Below are 19,933 nucleotides of genomic sequence, written 5' to 3'. Positions count from 1 at the left end.
TTTTTTAACGCCAGGGGAAAAATTTTATGGCTCCATGTCTGGCAGGGCCGCGGCACAGGCCACCAGCGCGATCTGGATCATCTTGTGCACGCGCGTGGTGGAAACACCCAGAACGGTCGCGATTTCCTGCAATGTGTAGCCACCGATGCGATACATCTCGAACGCGCGGCGGGTGCGTGGCGGCAGGCTGGCCAGGGCATTTGCCACGGTATGCAGTTCCTGCCGATGGCGGCAATGGGCTTCGGGCGATATGGACCCTGCACCTGTATCAGCCAGCAGGGTATGATCGATCTCGGTCGGGATCTGCCGGTGCGCGGCCCGCAGATGGTCAAGCGCCAGATTGCGTATGATCGCGGTCAGATACGCAACAGGGTTGAACACGCCCCCCTGCCGCCTGACGGATGCGACCTGAACAAACGCGTCCTGCACGATATCCTCGGCCTGTGCCGCGCAACCGACCATCGATACGGCGAAGGACACGAAACGCGACCGGTTTGCCAGATAGGTTTTCAGAAGGTGATCGGTCGAGGCCACGGCCTGAAGGTTCCTTGACAGCGTGCGTCAGCGCCCGGACGGCGCACGCGCTTCCTTATATGAACATAATAATCATTATCAATAATAAAACGGCACTGTGATGTTTCGATACATTCCGGATTGTCAGACATGCCATTCCTCGGCAGGGCGTTTGGGAAACCGGACGGGCAAATATGCGAACGCGTCTTATTTTCTTTTGTTGCCCTGCCCTGATGGGCGTGCCAAGGCATGCATGATGGCTGTCCTGACCCTGAAAACCGTTCGTCCGGCCCTTGTGCGCCTGCACCGATATACGGGGCTGCTGCTGTCGGGCGTGCTGTTCATTGCAGGGCTTACGGGAAGCATCAGCGTGTTCCGCACGGAAATTGACGCGGCCCTCAATCCCGACCTGTTTGATGCCCCTGCCCCTGCCCATTCGCTGCCGGTTTCAGCATTGCTGGCGCAGCTGAAGCTGCAGCGCCCCGAAACGCAGGTGACCGCCCTGCTCTACCGCCCTCCTGCGGGGCGTGCGATCGAGGTTTATTCGTCCGAAACGGTCGTGGGCAGGAAAGATCCGGTTGAAAGCGAAATCTTTCTCGATCCCGCTACGGGACGCATCCTGGGACTGCGGCCGACAGAAGGGTGCTGTTTCAACCGTCGTGCGCTGATGTCCTTTGTGTACCGTGTTCATTATTCCCTTGATCTGGGCCAGGCGGGCATGTGGGTCATGGGTATCTCGGCCATGCTGTGGTCGATTGACTGTGTGGTCGGCCTTCTCCTGACGTTTCCGTTGCACCAGCCTGCATGGCGGCAGGCATTCTGGCGGCAATGGCGTAAGACATGGGCGATCGGCCTGCGGCGTTCTTCCATACGGATCACGTTTGACCTGCATCGGGCCGTCTCGCTGTGGCTATGGGTTGTCCTGCTGGGCATTGCGATAAGCGGGGTGGCGCTGGCGCTTGAGGATGAGGTGTTCAATCCCGTCATCCGGACCATCCTGCCTACCGCGCCGCCCATGGTGGACACACGGCTCCCGGTCCAACCGGTTACGATTGATCAGGCGGAGGGCCTCGCCGCAGGTTTCGTGCAGGCTCATGGCAGCGGCGAGAGACCGGCCGCAGTGCTGCTGGACCCGGATGGCGGGACTGCCATGTTCTACCTTTTCAGCAATCAGGGAACAGAACCTTCCGGGCTGGGAAGTCCCATGGTTACCGTGGATCTGAAAACCGGTCAGATCACGGCAGGTGACATGCCCGGCCAGGGGGCTGCGGGCAATCTGGTCATGCAGATGCAGTTGCCATGGCATAGCGGCAGGATAGCCGGGACTGGCGGCCGTATCCTCATATGCCTGTCGGGTCTGGCCGTGTGCATGCTGGTGGTAACGGGCATCATGATCTGGCAACGAAAGCGGCAGGTCCGTTCAGGCCAGATAGCCCGACAGACTGCTACAGGGAGCTGAAAAGCCAGAATGGTGGCATTCGGATGCCAGTGTCATCTCGGCACGGGCACGCCGTAGTCTTCGCTGTAGCGCGAGGCAAACGCTTCCCGCTCCAGCCGCTCGCAATAATCAAGATACCGGATCAACGCCCGCTCGGCGCGCATCGTGCGCCCATGGAGCCGTTTGTAATGCTGCCACAGCATCATGACATTGACCGACCAGGCACCATAGGCATGTGTTGCAACCCGGTTGCGGATCACGGCGGGAAGATCATCGAAGGCTGGCCAGTCATCCCCCGCATCGTGCCGCTACATCTCGTGCCGCAGGGTTCGCTCGTTATCTGCCATTGCCTTTGTGGCCCTGCTCAAAAAAGGGGCTTTTCCCCGCCATATCGGACGCGCAAAAGGCGGATCGAACTCAAGGCTGCATGCCGTGTGTGATGGGCAGGGCCGACCTGTCCGCCTGCATCTGACTGCTGGACAGGTCCGTGACTTCAAAGGGGCTGATGTGCTGCTTGCAGATCTTCCCGACGGGACAGAAGAAGTCATCGGTGACCGGGGTTATGACAGCAACCGGATCCGGTTACTGCTTGTAAAATGCAATATTACAGCTTGTGTTTCTCCAAAGAAAAACCGGAAATCAAAACCACCTTACAACTGGCATCTGTATAAAAAGTGCCACCTTATCGAGAACATGTTCGTAAAGCTGAAAGACTGGCGACGTATTGCGACCAGATATGACCGGTGCGCCCATACATTCATGTCTGCCATCCAGATGGCAGCAAGTTTCATCTTCTATCTCAAAGAATAATTTCTGAGCCTGGGACATGAGTCATGTCCGCGCAACTGTACCGTTACGGGTAATGAAGTCTCTATACTCGTTCCGGTTGTAATATATATCTGCCAGAATTCGGATCATTAATAAGTTACTATATCGACATGATATTTCAGGAAGACGCTATTCTATAGATCAGAAAATATCTTTATAAATCAATATATTATACCGATTTAGTAAAATAAGATATATCATGTTGACATATTTTCGCCATACATTATATCTGGGAACAATATCGTGTACATTCCATTTAGGACCGTAAACCCTGTTTGAATTAGCAATATCACGGCGAAAACTGTCCGCTTTATCAGCCTGTACTGCTATTTTTTCATTAATGGCAAAGATGACCGGTGCAAGCGCACAGGAATATGCCATCGGGAACTGGGGGGAATACAAGAAACGCTTCCTGTTATCGGAAGGCCGTATCTGTGACACTGGTAATAAAAATATCTCACATAGCGAAGGCCAGGGGTACGGACTATTATGTGCGCAGCATTTCAACGACCGTGAAACCTTTGATCTTATTCTGAAATGGACTGATCAGTGGTTGAGCCGTCCCAAAGATGCCCTGCATTCATGGCGTTATGTGCCGGATGCGACGGATCATGTCGCGCAGAAACTGTGCGCGACGGATGGTGAACTGCTCATGGCGCTGGCACTGGCGCGGGGCGCCATGCGCTGGAATGATTCCCATCTGCGCGACAGGTCGGCCGCCATTTATGCTGATGTGCTGAAGCAGCTTGTTGCGCAGGTCGGCGACAAGAAGATACTGCGTCCGGCCGATATCGGGTTTGAGACGGGCGATACACACACGATCAATCTGTCCTATTATATTTTTCCCGCCCTGGTTGCCGGGGGACAGGTTTGCCCCTCCCCCTTATGGGATGCTCTCATCCGGGACGGGGCGGAACTGATGCAGCTTGCCAGGTTCGGCATGTGGAAGCTGCCTCCGGACTGGTTGCAGATTGACAACAGGTCCCTGGACATGATTCCCGCCCCCGGGTGGCCACCACGTTTTTCGTTCGATGCAATCCGGGTGCCCCTTCATTCATGGTGGGGGGACATATGGGACGAGGATACCGCGGGTATTTACCATCGTTTCTGGAACGCATGGCCTGAACATAATATTCCCGCATGGATCGATCTGGATACAGGCGAACGGGATAATGGTGCGACACCTGGCGGATATATGGCTGTCGCTACCTGCACTGGCCTGGAAGGTGTTGGTGCCCTGCCTGCGGGTCTGCCTGATATTACCCCATATGATGATTATTACTCTGCTTCCTTGAAAATGCTGGCCCATGTTGCATGGGACGAACGTCACAATCCCGATCTGCGGCAAAATGTACGATGACTGAAATAACGGATATTCCTCCTGAACAACCAGATGGCCTGCGTGCCAGGCTGCAGCAGGCTCAGGAATATTATAAGAACAACCAGGTCAAATGCCTGCGCATGCTCAAGTTCGGGGGCGCAGGCATAATTGTATTCGCAACCGCGCTGGGGCTGCTTTCGCACCAGCAACTGATTATTTCGTCGGATGCGGTTGTGTCCGCATATACGACTGACGTACGCGCGCCAATTTCAGGTCGGCTTGAAGTCGCCATTCCATCTGTTGGCACCCATGTAAAAGAAAAGATGGTGCTCGGCCGGATTATCAATGACCGGGCTGAACACATGACCTTTCTGCACCTGCAGCAGCAGCTTGCGCAGGTTGAAACGGATCTGCAGGCCTATCAGGCTGAAAATCAAGAACTGACCACGATGTACGATCGCCTTCGCAAGCGTGGGGAAGATTACAACAAGCTTGAGGCCGAATATATTCGCAGCGAAGTCGAACAGGCGCGTGCGGAAGAAGGGCAGCAGGCCGCCAAACGGGCGCTGGCATCGCGTGATCTGCAGCGCCAGCAGCAACTGGCCCAGGAAGGGTGGCTGTCTGGTGCCTATCTGGACAAATACCGTACCCAGCTTTCCACATCCAGTCATGGTGTCAGCGCCAGTAATGAACGTATCAATTATCTGGCGGTAAAGGCCACGGCGGCTGAAAACGGGTTCCAGCTTGACAGCGGTTCAAATGACACGCCCTATTCCGCCCAACGCGCTGATGAAGTACATCTGCGTATCGCAGATATCACCCGTCAGATCGCCAGCCTGACCGCCCAGAAACATGGTTTGGAGCAGGAAGTCGCTGAAGCCCGTGTAGAGGATGCGCAACTCAGCGATACCGTGCTGCAGGCCCCTACGGCGGGCATGATCTGGAATATCCGGCATCTGGGTGACGGCAGGGTTTTCCAGGCGGAAAGCCTGTTTCAGATTGTTGATGACCAGTCCCTGTTCGTTCTGGCGATTGTACCCCAGAACCGGATTGACGCCATTCGTGAAGGCGGGGTCGCCCGCTTCCGCATTGAAGGCGGCAAGAAAGAATATACGGGACGTGTCGTATCCGTCATTGGCGACAACATCCTGAGTGCCAGCAACCAGTACGCCAGTTTCCCGACCACATCCGCCAGTGGGCGGAATGGGCTGATCAGCATAGCGATTCATGTGCCACAATCGGATGCTGCCAACATGATTGGCCGGACAGCGCATGTCGTACTGCCTACTACGGATAATTCCATAATCAAGCGGTTTCTGACCTGGCTTTGGTAACGATTTATGGCTTTCTGGTTCCTTCTTTTATGTGCCTGTTTTCTTGTCATACATTATGGCAATGTAGATCGCATAATTTACAATAAATATTTCAGATTTATATTTGCCATGATTACAGTTTTGATTGGCATACAATATCTGTATTGGCGCATTCATAGTGCAATGCCGCACTATGATTCGTGGATTGCCCAAGGATGGGTATATTTCTTCGTGTTTTTTGAATTTACGGCCATGTGTTCCGGTTTTCTGGGTGTTGTCGTCCTGAGCCGAACCATTAATCGCAGCGAGCAGGCAGACCGTGGCCTGTTATCACCTTTACAACATGCACCAACTGATGTGTTCATAGCAACATATAATGAATCATATGACATTCTGGAGCGTAGTATTGTTTCCGCTTCATCCATCATCCATCCAGATTTGCGGGTGTGGGTTCTTGATGATGGAAACCGGGAATGGGTGAAGAAACTTGCGGAAGAAAATGGCGCCCATTACACCTTTCGCATCAAAGGCAAGCATGCAAAAGCAGGGAACGTCAATAATGGCGTAAAAATTGCACGCTCTACCGGGCGAAAGCCTGATTTCATTCTGCTGCTGGATGCGGACTTTACTGTAAAAAACAATATATTGCAGAGAGTTCTTCCAATATTTGAGGAAGAGGATATTGGAATTGTGCAGACACCGCAGCACTTTTTCAATCCTGATCCCATACAGATCAATCTTTTATGCCATACAAGCTGGCCTGACGAACAGCGTGTTTTTTTTAATTCCATCCTTGAATCCAAAGATGCATGGAATGCCGCATTCTGTTGTGGAACATCTGCTGTTTTCCGGGCTGATGCATTGGAAAAATGTGGTGGCCTTGCCACGGCGACCGTAACGGAAGATATGCTGACGAGCTTCCTTATGTATGAGCATGGATATAGGACCGTCCTGCTGAATGAACAATTGAGCATGGGTCTGGCACCAGAAGGGCTGGCGGAATACATAACCCAGCGCTGCCGCTGGTGCCTGGGTGCCATCCAGCAGATTTACACCCGATGGAATAGTTTTGGGCCGGCAAAAATAGGGTGGGCCAATCGCATATCAATGGCCGATGGTGTTATTGTCTGGGCGGTTATATATCCCTTCAAGATGCTGACGCTTCTTGCGCCCGGTGTTTTCTGGTGGACAGGCGTGACCGTAATTGACTGTCCCATCGAAAAACTGTGGACTAACCTGGGACCATATGCCGTTTTGAATATAGTATTCAATTATATTTATACAAAACGTGGCAATGTGCCTATACTTTCTGATGTCGCGGGAATCGTTTCGGCACCATCCGTGATCATTAGCGTAATGACAGGACTCATAAAGCCGTGGGGGCATCCATTCAAGGTGACGGACAAAGGCGTCGCGCGTGACGGCATTACCATACACTGGGGGTTTATGCGGCCTTTTGTCCTGATACTGGTCTTGATTGTTACTGGTATGATGCGGCATCTTTCCGCATATGATCCGTTACAGTCATCAGCAGGTTATGATTCAGCCATTGTCTGGTCGTTCCTGAATATTTTCCTTCTTGTAGCCGTCTGTGTTGTCTGTATTGAACTGCCAAAACGTCGGCGTGACGAACGTTTTCCCATGGGCGAGGAAGCCATACTGGATAATCAGGGAAAAATAGAAAAAGTCACACTTATGGATCTGTCACTACGTGGGGCGTTATTGCATTTCCCTGGACGATTTGATGAAAAGTATATATCAGAATCAATACTTTCAATTGATAACAACGAAATCATTACGACAATAAAAATTAACAGAATTGTTGACGAAAACACATGCGCTGTTGAATTTGTAGAAGATAAGGAGATACGAAAGAAAATAATAATAAAGATGTTTACTGGAAGGTATAACGCTGAAGTGGAGATAAAGAATATATCTACACTGAAATCATGGATAAAAAGAATTTTCGAGTAATTGTAAATTTTTATCATAAAAATACTCACAAACGTAACTGTAAAAAGAAATATAATGATGCGTATTCTGTATTGTGCTCTGGCTTCTGTTCCGTTTGGCATTGCGGTCGGCTTCACGAGTAACGTGGCCTATGCGCGATCGCCGTCAAGTCATACATCGGGTATTGTGCCCCCCGCTGTCACAGACGTAGCCGTTGACCCCGAAACCCGATCCGCAACGGTTACGCTGGAACAGGCCCTGGCTCGCGCCTATATCGATAATCCCGTCCTGCGTGAGGAACGCGCCATGCTGCGCAGCGTGGACGAAGGGGTTCCCACTGCACTATCGGGATGGCGGCCCAACGTGCAGGTAGGCGCCAATGCATCATACTACTCTGGCGAGTTTCTTATGGCGGCACAGGGGGCCAACAGTGCGTTTGCGCGTAACTACGATGTTCCTGGTTATGATGCAGGCGTTATGATCACGCAGCCCCTTTTTCGTGGGGGGGCAACCATAGCCTCGACACATAAGGCCATCAATAACGTCCACGCGGAACGGGCCCGTCTGGTCGCAACGGAACAGCAGGTGATGGAAGACGTCATCAGTGCTTATGTTGGTTTGATTGAAACCCAGAAAATTCTCGAACTCTCCATCAATAATGAAAAAGTGTTACAGGCACAGTCAGATGCAACGCGCAGCCGATTTGGGGCTGGAGATGTGACACGAACGGATACAGCGCAGGCTGATACGGCACTTTCTATAGCCCATGCGACACGTCAGGACGCAGAAGCCGCCGCCGAGAACGCAAAAGCCCGTTATATGCAGGTGGTGGGAGATATTGCGCCAGATCATCCCATTATGCCCTCCCCCTACAAGGTAGATGTCAAAAATGAAAAAGATGCCGTTGTCATAGCAAAGCAAAATAACCCGAATATCCTGTTTGCGACGTCTTCAGCACTTGCTGCAAAAAATTCCGTTTCTGTTGCCATGGCCGCACTACTGCCGAAGATCTCGGTCAATGCCGGATATGATCACAGCGTTAATCAAAGCGATGGTCGATCGGAGCTGGACAATAAATTCGTCATGCTCAGTGCGTCCCTTCCGTTATATCAGGGTGGAGCAGAATATGCCGCTGTCCGGCAGGCACGTCAGCAATGGGAGGCGGCACAGCGTGCCGTTGACGTGCAGAACCGTGCTGTTACACAACAGACCATTACGTTCTGGAACCGTATGCAGGCTTATCGGCAGGAAATCGAAAGTACACGCTCAGCGGTGGAGACCAGCGTTATTGCCGTCCGTGGTGTTGAACGTCAGGCAATGGTGGGTACCGGCACGACCCTGGCAGCATTGCAGCAACAGCAGACTGCACTGATAGCCCAGGTTGCCCTGGTTCGTAGTCAAAGCAATTATATCCGCGCCAGCTATGGCATGGCGGCTGCTTTAGGCCGCCTGAACGCAGAAACCCTTAACCTTGATGTCCCGCATTATGATGAAAAAGCCTATTATCATGATGTAAAGTTCAAACTGTTCGGTCTTGGAGATTATGCTCTCCATCAGCCAGGCCGTTAGGACGTGTCGTCAGTTAATCCCTATGATGGCGGAAACGAACTGCACTGCTGCGATGAAGGTTGATTTCAGCTTGTCGTAGCGTGTTGCAATGCCTCTGAACTGCTTCAGTCTGGCGAAGAACCGTTCAATGATGTTTCGTTGTGAATAGCCCAGACGTGCGTTTCTTTGAGCGCCCGCTTGGCGCCAACCATTTTTCCTACATTCCAGGGCACGGACGCCTTCAGCGCAGGTGATGAAAAACGTGTTTCCTTCTTCATGATACTTTCTCCTGATCAGTTGCAGATGCAGCAATCAGAAGTCTGGATGAGGATATCGGCGGATAACGAGAACTATTGCCGACCGTCCACTTTCCGGAATATTGAACGGCTCTTTTTATGACTGACATGAGGGTGTAAACCGATCACCATCGCGTTTCAGAAACTTGTGAGAAGCAGATCAAGTGCTTGAGTAATTTCGTCCTGACAAAGCGACAATGAAGCAATGATCTTCTTCAGGTCACGGTCAGGAACTGCGTCATCATGACGAAGGGACAGTCGTCAACCATAAATACCGGGTTCAGCCTCTGTTGCAAGCTTTGGTGCGGTTCCCTGCGGCAGCAGCGGAACAACGACACGGGTACCCAGGGCGTCCGGAAGATCTGCCTGCACATCTAGAACGAAACGTGCGTCTCCCCGTCCGGCCAGACGATACACATCGAAGCGGGCCATTTAGAAGTTTTGATAGTCCGCCAGGGGAAGCCCATTCTCTTCAATATACTGCCGTGAGGCTTCAAGGGAAGCGCGATTGTCTGCCAGCCATTGCTGAGCACGGATCGACTCGCAGGCCTGCGATATGTTGAGATCTAACGACTTGGCTTCTTCGGGCAGCTGAGCGGGTAGCGTCACATTTGTGGACCGACGTGATGGAGTGCCGGAATGCACGCGAACCATAGTATTGCTTCTGTATAATGGTAGACAGAATATAGCGCATATTTATGCGCGAAGGTATGACCGCTTTCTGGAGGCCTCAACGACTTTACCTTATGACCGACATGAAAGCGACTATCGCCTGTCCGCTTATTCCATCAAACGGGCAATTCTTTCCGTTCCAAAGGGACGAAAAGCTGCACGGAAGAGAGGTTATCGAAAGATAGCCTGTGTGGTAGGGTTCTGCTTCAAGAAATAGGGATTTTTCTTAAGTATGAAATTGCGGCAACTTGGTAAGAGCGGCCCTCAGGTATACGAAATCGGTCTTGGGTGCATGAGCATGTCCGGCATGTATGGTCCAACTGATCGGAAAGAAAGCATCGCTACCATCCATGCCGCGCTGGACGCCGGGATCACGCTTCTCGACACCGGCGATTTCTATGGCATGGGCCATAACGAGATGCTGATTGGTGAGGCGATCAAGGATATTCCTCGCGACAGATTCCTCGTCAGCGTCAAGTTTGGTGCGATGCGCGACCCGGGTGGCAACTGGGGTTCCTACGACGCGCGGCCTGCTGCCATGAAGAACTTCCTGGCCTATACCCTGCAACGGCTCGGGCTTGATCATGTCGACATCTACCGCCCTGCACGGCTGGACCCGGCAGTGCCTGTTGAAGAGACGATTGGCGCCATCGCCGAGATGGTTCAGGCTGGTTATGTCCGGCACATCGGCCTTTCCGAAGTTGGCCCGGAAACCATTCGGCGCGCGGCTTCCGTCCATCCGATCAGCGACCTTCAAATTGAATATTCGCTGATTTCGCGTGGCATCGAGGACAAAATTCTTCCTGTCTGTCGTGAACTCGGCATCGGCATAACAGCCTACGGCGTGCTCGCGCGTGGTCTGATCAGCGGGCACTGGCAAGGAGCGACGGGGCCGGGAGACTTTCGGGTTCGTAGTCCTCGCTTTCAGGAAGGCAATGTCGAGCGTAATCTGGCCCTTGTGGAGACATTGCGCGAAATCGCAGCCACCAAGGGCGCAAGCGTGGCCCAGTTGGCAATTGCCTGGGTGGCGGCACAGGGTGACGACATCGTACCACTTGTAGGAGCCCGCCGGCGCGATCGGCTTTCCGAGGCGCTGGGTGCGCTTGATCTTGCGCTGACGCCCTGCGATCTGGCTGCCATCGAGATGGCTGTTCCCAAAGGGGCTGCGGCCGGGGAACGATACGATCCGAAACAGATGGCGGTGCTCGACAGCGAGAAATCGGCGTTCGGGGAGGGTTAGGAGTAAGATAGAGCCGGTGCAGGTATCTGGGCCGCCCGGCTCTTATCGTTACCACCCTCACGCGCGGCGCTCTTCAGCTTTTTTCAGATTGGCAGATACAGACACTTACGTCCGCTTTTCAGAATTTAGCATGATGCTTCCTGTGTTCGTCATGAGGGCGAAACCCGCTTTCTCTGTTCTCCCTGACCTTCTCGATTGGGCTATCGGTCACAGGGTCGGGCTGTTCGAGATACCACGTTATTGGAAAGTCTGTTCAGTCGACGTGGAACTGGTCTTTTCGATCAGAAAAAGCGGTCTGTCCCGCATGTAACTGGCACCGAGGCAGCGGCCTGTTTCTGTCCATCAGTTACTGAAAACTGCTGCATGGCGCGGGATCAACTGGCATCGTAAAACCAAGGACGGTTCGGCAGCACGTTTTGCAACCGTGCATATCTGCGTTGCAGAAGGCCCAGCCCAGCATACCTGGCAGCGGTGCGACATCCTTGAAGTTGGCAACGCCGGGCAGGTTGGCGATTATGTCTTTAAATAACGTGCCCTGTGCAGTTCTTCCTTCAGTTTGTCCATGAGCTGACCCACCGGCATAGCCCGGGCCAGTGGGGCGCCCTGTCCGGCCCAATAAGCACCAAAACCACTTTCACCACAGTTTCTGGCGGTTTTGTTGAGTGCTTTCCCTGCATCATAGGCAATGGGGTAATCGGGAACCTGTGGAATGCCGACACTGTCACTCAGGCCCGTAAACCGGTTTTGAAGACAGCGCGCAGGCCGTCCTGAAATAAGATCGGTCATGCGTGTATGAAACGCGGCCGGTCCCGGCAGAGCCTTCCGGTAATCTTCATCCGCGCCTGTCTCCGGACAGAGAATGAAGGCCGTGCCCATCTGTGCCGCGACCGCGCCCAAGGCAAGTGCAGCCGCTATACCCGCTCCATCCATGATACCGCCTGCGGCAATCACCGGAATGCGGCATTTGCGCACAAGAAGGCGGGTTAGGGCCAATGTTCCCAGGGCATCGTCGTGACCCGTCGGATCGAAAATGCCACGATGGCCGCCCGCCTCGATCCCTTGCGCCACAATCGCATCCATCCCTGCGGTCTCGGCAGCGCGGGCTTCCTCCAGGCTGGTGACCGTTGCCAGCAAGACGGCACCTGTCGCCTTCAGGGTCAGGATCTTCTCAGGCAAAGGCAGTCCGAAATGGAAACTGATGACCGGTGGCTTCATGTGCACAAGCATGTCGAGCATGTCTGGATCATCATTGAAGCTTCGGTATATGGGATGCAGGCTGGCTGGCGGAACTGCATTGAACGCGGCAAACAGCGGTTTCAGCCATGCCAGCCAGGCCCTGTCACGGGCCGGGTCGATTTCCGGTGCCTTATGCGCGAACAGATTGACGTTGAAGGGGGCTGCCGTCTGCTGGCGTATCTGGCAGATCATTTTATGCGCGACTGAAACACCAGCAGCCCCTACTCCGATTGAACCAAGCGCCCCGGCCTGAGAAACAGCAGCAGCAAGGGCCGGAGTGGAGACACCGGCCATCGGTGCCTGTACCAATGGAGTTGTAAGGCCGAGCTGTTCAGGCCAGTTCATTATCGTTTTCCATCGCGCCAACCGGTTTCTTTCTTACCCTGATGGGAGTTCATCTCGTTGGATACGGCGTTCAAAACCATATCATTGCGCCTTTTCCTCAGCGCGGCAGTTCTGGTCCCGCCGATCATATTACGCGCATACGTGTTCACTGCGTAAAAAGAGGCAGCACCCTGCAGGACCGGACGGACAGGATCCATCACCCGAACGATACAGGAAATCGCATTGGAATATTGAAATTTTCAAGCACAGGATAAAGTTCCTCCCCTCATCCTGCACGCAGAGTGAAACGGGTGATCTCGGATGGCCTGCCCAGCCGGAGCGCGAAGCCCGGCCACAGCCCGGTGCCATTGCTGACATAAAGCACCATGCCGCCCACATCGTAGCGTCCGGAGACAAACCCGCTGTTGCCGCGCGCGACGAGACGGTCGAGGCCAACAATCATCCCGCCATGCGTATGCCCCGACAGTTGCAGGACGACACCCTGCGACGCAGCAGCGCGCGCATCACCGGGCTGGTGATCGAGCAGCACGACCGGGGCACCGACAGGAATCCCCGCAAGGGCCGCAGCCAGATCGGGACCAGCCTGCCCATGCGCGGATGCTGACCGGTCGGTAACGCCTGCAATGACCAGTCTGGCCCCTCCCCTCGTAATGACCACATGGCGGTTCAGCAGCATGTGAAAGCCCAGCTCCGACAGGTGGTGTATCCAGTCACCATAATCGAAGAAATATTCATGGTTGCCCGGGACTGCCAGAACACCATCCGGCGCATGCAGTCCCGCAAGCGGCGCCACGTCAGCACGACGCATGGCCACCGAACCGTCAATAAAATCGCCTGTTACGACAATCATGTCGGCACCAGCCGCGTTGGTGCGCTCGACAACCGCCCTTGTCCATCGGGCGGGGAACAGTCGACTGATATGCATGTCGGTCAACTGGACCAGCCGATATCCGTCAAACGCTGGCGGCAGGCCGGGAATGGTCACGGTCACATCCCTGACTGGCGGCACACGCAGCGCATTGGCAACGCCGATTGCAGAAAGCACCCCAGCAAGACCACCCACGGCGGCCCGCGCGGCCACCGGGATACGCACCGGTTGCCACGTTACCAGCGCAACCAGCAGCGCACCGATATCGAGCGCGATCTGGAACAGCATGAGAAACGCGATCGCCCCGAACGCCCAGTTGAACAGGATGACCACAGGCCGGGGAAATTCCGGGGCAAAGATGGAACCCGAGGACAGCCGGGACCAGTAGTGGTAAAGTGCGGCCACGACCACCAGTGCCGCAGCAATCCCCTTCAGTCCCAGCGGAAGCGGCAACGGCCAGAGCCAGTTCAGGATCACGACCAGAAGGGGCAGGCCGAAAACAACAAGGCGCATTCAATATCCTCGCACGAAAGCGCAGGGAGAAATCTTCCATCTCCCTGCACCCACGTCACACATATCGGTAAGAGACTGTTTGAAACGTTAGCCCAGAAAACATCTGGCAATCATAAGGAAGTTTTTGGTGAAGCTTTTTTCAAAAAGCTTTGGAAAACGCCGCCTTTTTAAAAAAAGGTGGCACCCAAAAGCTTTTATTATTCCTTATCAAGGAGTTGTTTTCAGACAGTCTTCAAACGGATGCCTTCAGGAGAATCTCTCCCCGACCATTTCCTCGCTTTTGGCCCACAGCGCCTCGGCATGCGCGGGATCGACCGCATAGGCCCGCACGCCCGGGCTGACCAGACTGATCGGCTGGTCATCGGGCACGACCGGGCTTACGTGGCAGTCTTCGCAGTAATGGCCACCAACCGCATCAGTCGCCCCCACTGCGCCTGCCCAGACTGCCGTGGCCGCGCCCTGCGGAATGGTCTTGAACTGGAATGGTGGTTTTCCCTCAGCCGCAGCCTGTTCATTGATCCGCGCCACCATCGCCTCAATGCCGCCTGCTGGCATGTAACGCGTCAGTTCGGTCAGGATTCCGCCCGGATGCACCGCTGTTGCGCGCACGCCGCGCGCACGGTGCCGTGCGTCAAAGGCCACGGCAAACAGGATGTTGGCTGTCTTGGAACGGCCGTAGGCGATGAACGGATCGTACGGCGTATGCTCGAAATTCGGGTCCTTCAGGTCAACATCCGCAAAGCGGTGTCCGGCCGAGGACACGTTGACCAGCCGCGCACCGGCGCGCATCAGTCCCGCGATCCGGTTGACAAGGACGAAGTGCCCCAGATGGTTGGTGCCGAACTGCGTCTCGAACCCGTCCTTCGTATGGCCGAATGGCGTCGCCATCACGCCCGCATTGGCGATCACCAGATCGAAAGGCAGGCCGGCTGCGTTCAACTGACCGGCGCAGGCGCGGACACTACCGAGGTCCGCAAGGTCCAGAACGACCAGTTCGAAGCTTCCGCCCCCACGCGCCGCATCCGCGCGGACCTGCGTGGTGGCATGCTCTGCTTTTTCCAGATTGCGCGCGGCACCCACCACATGGGCACCATGGGCAGCAAGGGCGCGTGCGGTTTCAACGCCCAGACCGGCAGAAACGCCGGTTACAAGCACGCGTTTGCCCTGCAGCGATACGCCGGAGAGGACATCTTCCGTTGTCGAGCTTGCGCCAAAAGTCTGTGTCATGAGGGAAACTCCCTGAAAGGATGCATCCGTTTTTTGCCGAAATGGCATGCGGGATGTTATGTGGAGTGTAGCTCCGCTTGATATATGCGGAGGATTGCTCCGTTTAACAAGAGGAAAACCGGTGACCGACGAAAAAAAGCCGCGCCGCCGACCGCGCAGCGATGGACAGCGCAACAGGACAAACCTGCTGAACGTGGCCAAGGCTGCGTTCACGGCAGGGGAAACCGATATTCCGCTGGATGAGGTCGCCCGCCGTGCAGGTGTGGGGATCGGCACGCTTTATCGCCACTTTCCCAATCGTGATGCGCTGATCGAGGCCGTCTATCGCGCTGAACTCGACCGTCTTGCCGATGCGGCACCAGTCCTCGCAGCCCAGCATCCGCCCGTGGAGGCGCTGCGGGCATGGATGCGGCTGTTCGTGGATTATATTGCCGCCAAGCTGGTGATCGCCCCTGCCCTCAACGGGCTGGCAGGCGGCACGGGCACGCTCTATGCCCAGTCCGGCGCGGTCCTGCAGGGTGCGATTGACGGGCTTGTGGCTGCTGCCGTTGCCAGTGGCGACATCAGCGCGGATATCGAACCGGTTGACCTGCTCCGCGCCCTGGCGGGGGTTTCGAACTACGCCGCTGGCCCCGGTTGGGAGACCAGTGCGAAGCGCCTTGTTGATATTCTCATCGCCGGGTCACGGGTGTCGGCATCGTAATTGCGCGGAGAACGCTATCGGGCATATTCATGAAAGACAGACAGCGCGAAGTGACCATTGCCTGACGTGATGGATACGTTCCTGCCCCTATTCCTTTCAGGGGTACGCTGTCTCCTGCATGCTACATCAGTATCGTCAGGCTTCAGGGCGTGACCCTGAAGCCTGCTTTGGTCATGCAGCGCTCCGCGCCGTTACCCCAAGACGATAGCCTTCCTTCTGAAGTACCTTGATTGAGGATTCGGAATATTTCGCGACCAGTGCAGATACGTCACCGGGCGCACACCAGAACCCCAGCGTGACCTGAATGTTTGCAGGCTTTGGCAGAAAGGAAACGGATGGTGCGGGGACTTTCAGTACCTGCGCGTCATTTTCCGTAAGGCCAAGCAGCAGTGCGCGTGCCTTGTCCATGTCGTCCTGGTAATCAATCAGCAGGCTGACCGAGCCAGCAAGCCGGTCTGATTCCGAACTGTTGATGACAATGTTGTTCGATAATGTTCCGTTAGGGACGTAAATAATCTCATTATTGGCATCAAGCAGCACGGTGCGGAACATTTCGATCGATGTAACCGTTCCCGAACTGCCGCCTGCCGTAATCGAATCCCCTACCTTGAACGGACGGAACAGCAGGATCAGCACGCCACCTGCAAAGTTGGCAAGACTGCCCTGCAATGCCATGCCAACCGCCAGACCGGCAGCACCCAGAACGGCCACAAACGATGTTGTCGCAATGCCGACCATGGATGCCACACTGATCAGCAGCAGGGCTTTGAGAAACAGCCCGATCACACTCAGCAGAAACCCGCGCAATGTCGGTTCTATATGACTGGCCTCCATCATCCGGCCCGTTGCCCGCGTTACGGCGTTGACCAGTTTCCAGCCTACGAAAAGAACGATCAGGGCCAGGAGGAACTGACCTGCATACCCCAGTAGAAGAGGGAGTAATCCGTCTACCTGCTCCAGAATTGAATGAACCTGCTTTTCCATGATTATCCCTGATGTATGTTTTTCTGCCCTACGTGGTGGCGTATGCCATCTACTTCATTTCATATCGTAAGATATTTTATGCCCGGTCGTCACCACGACGGTCTTACAAAATAATTTCAGGAGCGATCCTGTTCCCCCGGCACAGGATGAACCTTTCGGATTGGTCATCTGAATTAAATGAAGCCTGAGCGGGGCGGACGTCGATCTTGTCTTGCAAGAAGGCATGCGAGATGCCCGGAATGATGTGGAAGCCGTCACAGGTGGCACAGGCACAGTGGTTCCCTCTGCGCCCATCGGGCATCCGTTTATACAGAAACGATTCATGTCGATCTGGAATCATCCCAAGTAACTTTGAAAACTTAATTCCCGATAGGACCATTTGAAATAAAAAATTCATAATCAATCAGTTTGTTTTTGACTGTGTGTGGCGGGGCTGCCTCGTCATAAAAAGTTCACATGAAATTCAGTCAATAATTACTTAGACGGAAACCTGCCTTTTATATTGCAGGAAAATGTCTGTGGTACCGAAATTACTGCGTAACAGTCGTATCGCTTTTGGCCTGTTCAGTTCTGTGCTGGCTCTCTCCACGGCACATGCTCAGACCATTCAGCCTTACATAAAGGACCGGAAAGCCGACCGGACATCCGCCCAGACAGTAAAAACGGCTAATAAAGGCATCCAGGCGTCTGCCGGCAATGTGGAACAGATCATGGCCACGGCCAAGCGCTCGCGCTCGGAGCAGAGTGTCAACCACACCCAGTTGCAGCGCCTCCTTCCCGGCATAAACCCGCTCAAGGCGCTTGAAATCCTGCCGGGCGTCGTGTTTGAAAATGCTGACCCATGGGGTAATAACGAACAGAATTCATCGCTTTATATTCATGGTTTCAACCAGAACCAGCTTGGCTTCACCCTGGATGGCGTCCCGCTGGGAGATCAGTCCTATGGCAACTATAATGGCCTTTCGCCCCAACGTGCGGCGCTGAGTGAAAATATCGGTTCCGCTTCGGTTGCAACCGGGTCTGGCGCATTGGGCACGGCCTCGACCAGCAATCTTGGCGGCTCGCTTGAATTCACCACACAGGACCCGCTTCATAAGGCCGGGGGCCAGATATCCCAGACATTCGGCAGCTGGTCGACCTTCCGCACCTTTGCCCGCGTGGATACCGGGGATTTCGGCAATGGCAATTCCGCCTATTTCTCATGGGCGCGTCAGGATGCGCGGGCATGGGACTTTGCCGGGCATCAGGGGGGCAATCAGGTCAACGCCAAATTCGTGCATCAGGGTTCCAAGGACAAGATTACGGCTTTCTTTGACTGGTCGGACAAGGTCGAACCCAACGAGGATGGCGTTGTCGAGCCGGAAGGGGGAAGCCTGTATGTCCGGCCCTTCCTTTACCCAAATCTCAACCAGGCTGTTAATTATTACAATTCAAGCGCCTACAAGAACGCGGGCCTGAATTATCGCAATTATTATTCCGACGCGCAGCGTGAAGATTTTCTGGCCTATGTAAAGTGGTCACATACATTCAATTCCCACCTGCGCTGGGACAACCAGATCTATTATCATCACGATCTGGGTGAAGGCGTGGTGGCGGGGCCGATCTCGGCAGCCGGCCTGCCCACATTGTTCAGTGCCTATTTTCCCAACAATTCATCCAGCCAGCTGTCCGATGTCTTCGGCGGATCGGGCATGGCCACGCGCACGACGGAATACTGGGATAATCGCGGCGGCATCATGTCCACATTGCATTATGATGTCGGGCATCATCATATTGAACTGGGCGGCTGGTACGAGCGCAACAACAATACACAGGCGCGCCGCTGGTACGCATTTGACATCAACGACCCGACCACACCCTATGATCGCCAGTCCAATCCCCTGATCCACCAGTACACCAATTATTTCTATACCAATACCTGGACCACCCACCTTCAGGACAGCTGGCAGATCACCAGGAATTTCAACCTGAACGCAGGCTTCAAGTCCGAACTGGTCTATACGGACGGCACCCTGCCCGTGGCCGGACTGCCGGGGTCGCTTTCTCCCGCTACGGCGCGGACCATTCCCGGCGGCCGGATCGCAACGGTCAGGCCGTTCCTGCCCGCCTTTGGCGCCCTATGGAACATTACGCCGCATGAACAGTGGTTTGCCAATATTCAGGAGAACATGCGTTCATTCCAGGATACGGGATATGGCAATGCCAGCCCGTGGGGCATGACCAGCCAGGCGGCATTTGAACTGTTCAAGAAGGAAGGCAAACCCGAAACGGCGTGGACTTACGAAACCGGTTTCCGTACCAACCGCCGCCTCAAGGCCGGTCCGCTTACCAATATCAGCGGGCAGATCGAATATTATCACGTCCACTTTTCAAACCGCCTTCTGGCGGTGTCATCCACGCCCACCATCGCCTCGATTGTGGGAAGTGCCACGGTCCTGACCAATGTCGGTTCGGTTTCCACCGATGGCATGGACTTTTCCTTTACCGCCCAGTTCGGGCCGCATTTTTCATTCTACAATGCCCTGTCCTATAACAAATCCGTCTATAACGACAATTACATGAGCGGCACCACACTGGTTCCGACGGCAGGAAAAAATGTTGTCGGAATACCCAACTGGACGGAAAAATTTGTCGCCTCCACCAACTGGGGCAATTTCTACGCCCAGTTCATCGGGGATGTGATCGGCAAGCGGTATACGACCTATACCAATGACCTGTCAGCAAAATCATATGCGCTGTTCAGCATCAACGCCGGGTATACCATTCGTGGCATTCCACATGTGCAGGGCCTGAAGGTACAGGGCAATATCACCAACCTGACCGGCACCCGTGGCTGGTCTACACTCAGCACCACGTATGCCAGCGGGCAGTACTCCGCCTATCCGATTGCACCGCGCATGTTCTTCCTGACCGTAGGCGCCAGTTTCTAGGAACG

The 19,933-nt window shown here is 54.6% G+C and carries 16 protein-coding genes and 2 pseudogenes; 9 read left to right on the top strand and 9 right to left on the bottom strand.

The genetic code is table 11. The features are described 5' to 3' along the window. Window positions 1-24: 24 nt before the first annotated feature. Entirely contained in the window at window positions 25-534 is a 510-nt protein-coding gene (locus AC1RQ9_RS11555; RefSeq protein WP_485987019.1) for a sigma-70 family RNA polymerase sigma factor, read from the bottom strand. Window positions 535-766: 232 nt separating this feature from the next. On the opposite strand from AC1RQ9_RS11555, the gene AC1RQ9_RS11550 reads away from it, so the two are divergent. Further along, a complete protein-coding gene (locus AC1RQ9_RS11550) occupies window positions 767-1,972 on the top strand; it encodes a PepSY-associated TM helix domain-containing protein (protein ID WP_485987018.1) in 1,206 nt (401 codons plus the stop codon). Window positions 1,973-2,004: 32 nt separating this feature from the next. On the opposite strand, the pseudogene AC1RQ9_RS11545 reads toward AC1RQ9_RS11550, so the two are convergent. Further along, window positions 2,005-2,298, bottom strand: a pseudogene (locus AC1RQ9_RS11545) (DUF6525 family protein). A gap of 7 nt (window positions 2,299-2,305) precedes the next feature. Between AC1RQ9_RS11545 and AC1RQ9_RS11540 the strand changes: the two are divergent. The 5 genes from AC1RQ9_RS11540 to AC1RQ9_RS11520 all read left to right on the top strand — a co-directional run bounded on the left by AC1RQ9_RS11540 (window position 2,306) and on the right by AC1RQ9_RS11520 (window position 8,935). Beyond that, entirely contained in the window at window positions 2,306-2,761 is a 456-nt protein-coding gene (locus AC1RQ9_RS11540; protein ID WP_485987017.1) for an IS5 family transposase, read from the top strand. Window positions 2,762-3,119: 358 nt separating this feature from the next. Continuing rightward, window positions 3,120-4,139, top strand: a complete 1,020-nt coding sequence (locus AC1RQ9_RS11535) for a family 8 glycosyl hydrolase (RefSeq protein ID WP_485987016.1) — start codon at window positions 3,120-3,122, stop codon at window positions 4,137-4,139. After that, window positions 4,136-5,434, top strand: coding sequence for an HlyD family secretion protein (locus AC1RQ9_RS11530; RefSeq protein ID WP_485987015.1), 1,299 nt, complete (start codon window positions 4,136-4,138; stop codon window positions 5,432-5,434). Before AC1RQ9_RS11535 ends, AC1RQ9_RS11530 begins: the two co-directional genes overlap by 4 nt. Window positions 5,435-5,542: 108 nt before the next feature. Next, the gene (locus tag AC1RQ9_RS11525; protein WP_485987014.1) at window positions 5,543-7,387 is read left to right on the top strand and encodes a glycosyltransferase; all 1,845 of its coding nucleotides are present in this window, start codon (window positions 5,543-5,545) and stop codon (window positions 7,385-7,387) included. 54 nt (window positions 7,388-7,441) lie between these two features. After that, window positions 7,442-8,935: a TolC family outer membrane protein gene (locus AC1RQ9_RS11520; RefSeq protein WP_485987013.1), complete on the top strand. Its 1,494-nt coding sequence runs from the start codon at window positions 7,442-7,444 to the stop codon at window positions 8,933-8,935. A 9-nt stretch (window positions 8,936-8,944) separates the two neighbouring features. Here the strand turns inward: AC1RQ9_RS11520 and AC1RQ9_RS11515 are convergent, their stop codons facing one another. From AC1RQ9_RS11515 to AC1RQ9_RS11505, 3 genes and pseudogenes are all read right to left on the bottom strand, one after another. Further along, window positions 8,945-9,142, bottom strand: coding sequence for a transposase (locus AC1RQ9_RS11515; protein ID WP_485987064.1), 198 nt, complete (start codon window positions 9,140-9,142; stop codon window positions 8,945-8,947). Window positions 9,143-9,348: 206 nt separating this feature from the next. Continuing rightward, window positions 9,349-9,642, bottom strand: a pseudogene (locus tag AC1RQ9_RS11510) (CcdB family protein). Further along, window positions 9,643-9,864 (bottom strand): type II toxin-antitoxin system CcdA family antitoxin, encoded by a 222-nt coding sequence (locus AC1RQ9_RS11505; RefSeq protein WP_485987012.1) that lies wholly within the window; start codon window positions 9,862-9,864, stop codon window positions 9,643-9,645. It lies immediately after the preceding pseudogene. Window positions 9,865-10,114: 250 nt separating this feature from the next. Here AC1RQ9_RS11505 and AC1RQ9_RS11500 point away from each other — a divergent pair, with 250 nt between their 5' ends. Then, entirely contained in the window at window positions 10,115-11,122 is a 1,008-nt protein-coding gene (locus AC1RQ9_RS11500; protein WP_485987011.1) for an aldo/keto reductase, read from the top strand. Between the two features lie 513 nt (window positions 11,123-11,635). Here the strand turns inward: AC1RQ9_RS11500 and AC1RQ9_RS11495 are convergent. The 3 genes from AC1RQ9_RS11495 to AC1RQ9_RS11485 form a co-directional block, all read right to left on the bottom strand. Further along, window positions 11,636-12,703 carry an NAD(P)H-dependent flavin oxidoreductase gene (locus AC1RQ9_RS11495; protein ID WP_485987010.1) on the bottom strand — a complete coding sequence of 356 codons (1,068 nt, stop codon included), beginning with the start codon at window positions 12,701-12,703 and terminating at the stop codon, window positions 11,636-11,638. A gap of 265 nt (window positions 12,704-12,968) precedes the next feature. Continuing rightward, window positions 12,969-14,084 (bottom strand): metallophosphoesterase, encoded by a 1,116-nt coding sequence (locus tag AC1RQ9_RS11490; protein ID WP_485987009.1) that lies wholly within the window; start codon window positions 14,082-14,084, stop codon window positions 12,969-12,971. A 246-nt stretch (window positions 14,085-14,330) separates the two neighbouring features. Then, complete coding sequence (locus tag AC1RQ9_RS11485; RefSeq protein ID WP_485987007.1) at window positions 14,331-15,311, bottom strand: SDR family NAD(P)-dependent oxidoreductase; 981 nt, start codon at window positions 15,309-15,311, stop codon at window positions 14,331-14,333. Window positions 15,312-15,432: 121 nt separating this feature from the next. On the opposite strand from AC1RQ9_RS11485, the gene AC1RQ9_RS11480 reads away from it, so the two are divergent. After that, window positions 15,433-16,014: a TetR/AcrR family transcriptional regulator gene (locus AC1RQ9_RS11480; RefSeq protein WP_485987006.1), complete on the top strand. Its 582-nt coding sequence runs from the start codon at window positions 15,433-15,435 to the stop codon at window positions 16,012-16,014. Window positions 16,015-16,185: 171 nt separating this feature from the next. Here the strand turns inward: AC1RQ9_RS11480 and AC1RQ9_RS11475 are convergent, their stop codons facing one another. Further along, on the bottom strand, window positions 16,186-17,004 hold the full coding sequence (locus AC1RQ9_RS11475; RefSeq protein ID WP_193731985.1) for a mechanosensitive ion channel domain-containing protein: 819 nt from the start codon (window positions 17,002-17,004) through the stop codon (window positions 16,186-16,188). A 506-nt stretch (window positions 17,005-17,510) separates the two neighbouring features. On the opposite strand from AC1RQ9_RS11475, the gene AC1RQ9_RS11470 reads away from it, so the two are divergent. After that, window positions 17,511-19,928, top strand: coding sequence for a TonB-dependent receptor (locus tag AC1RQ9_RS11470; RefSeq protein WP_485987005.1), 2,418 nt, complete (start codon window positions 17,511-17,513; stop codon window positions 19,926-19,928). The last annotated feature ends 5 nt before the right edge of the window (window positions 19,929-19,933 follow it).

This window comes from Komagataeibacter ossonobensis (assembly GCF_057359305.1).
Note: the sequence above shows the minus strand (reverse complement) of the source record. Positions and strands in the feature narration are given on the sequence as shown.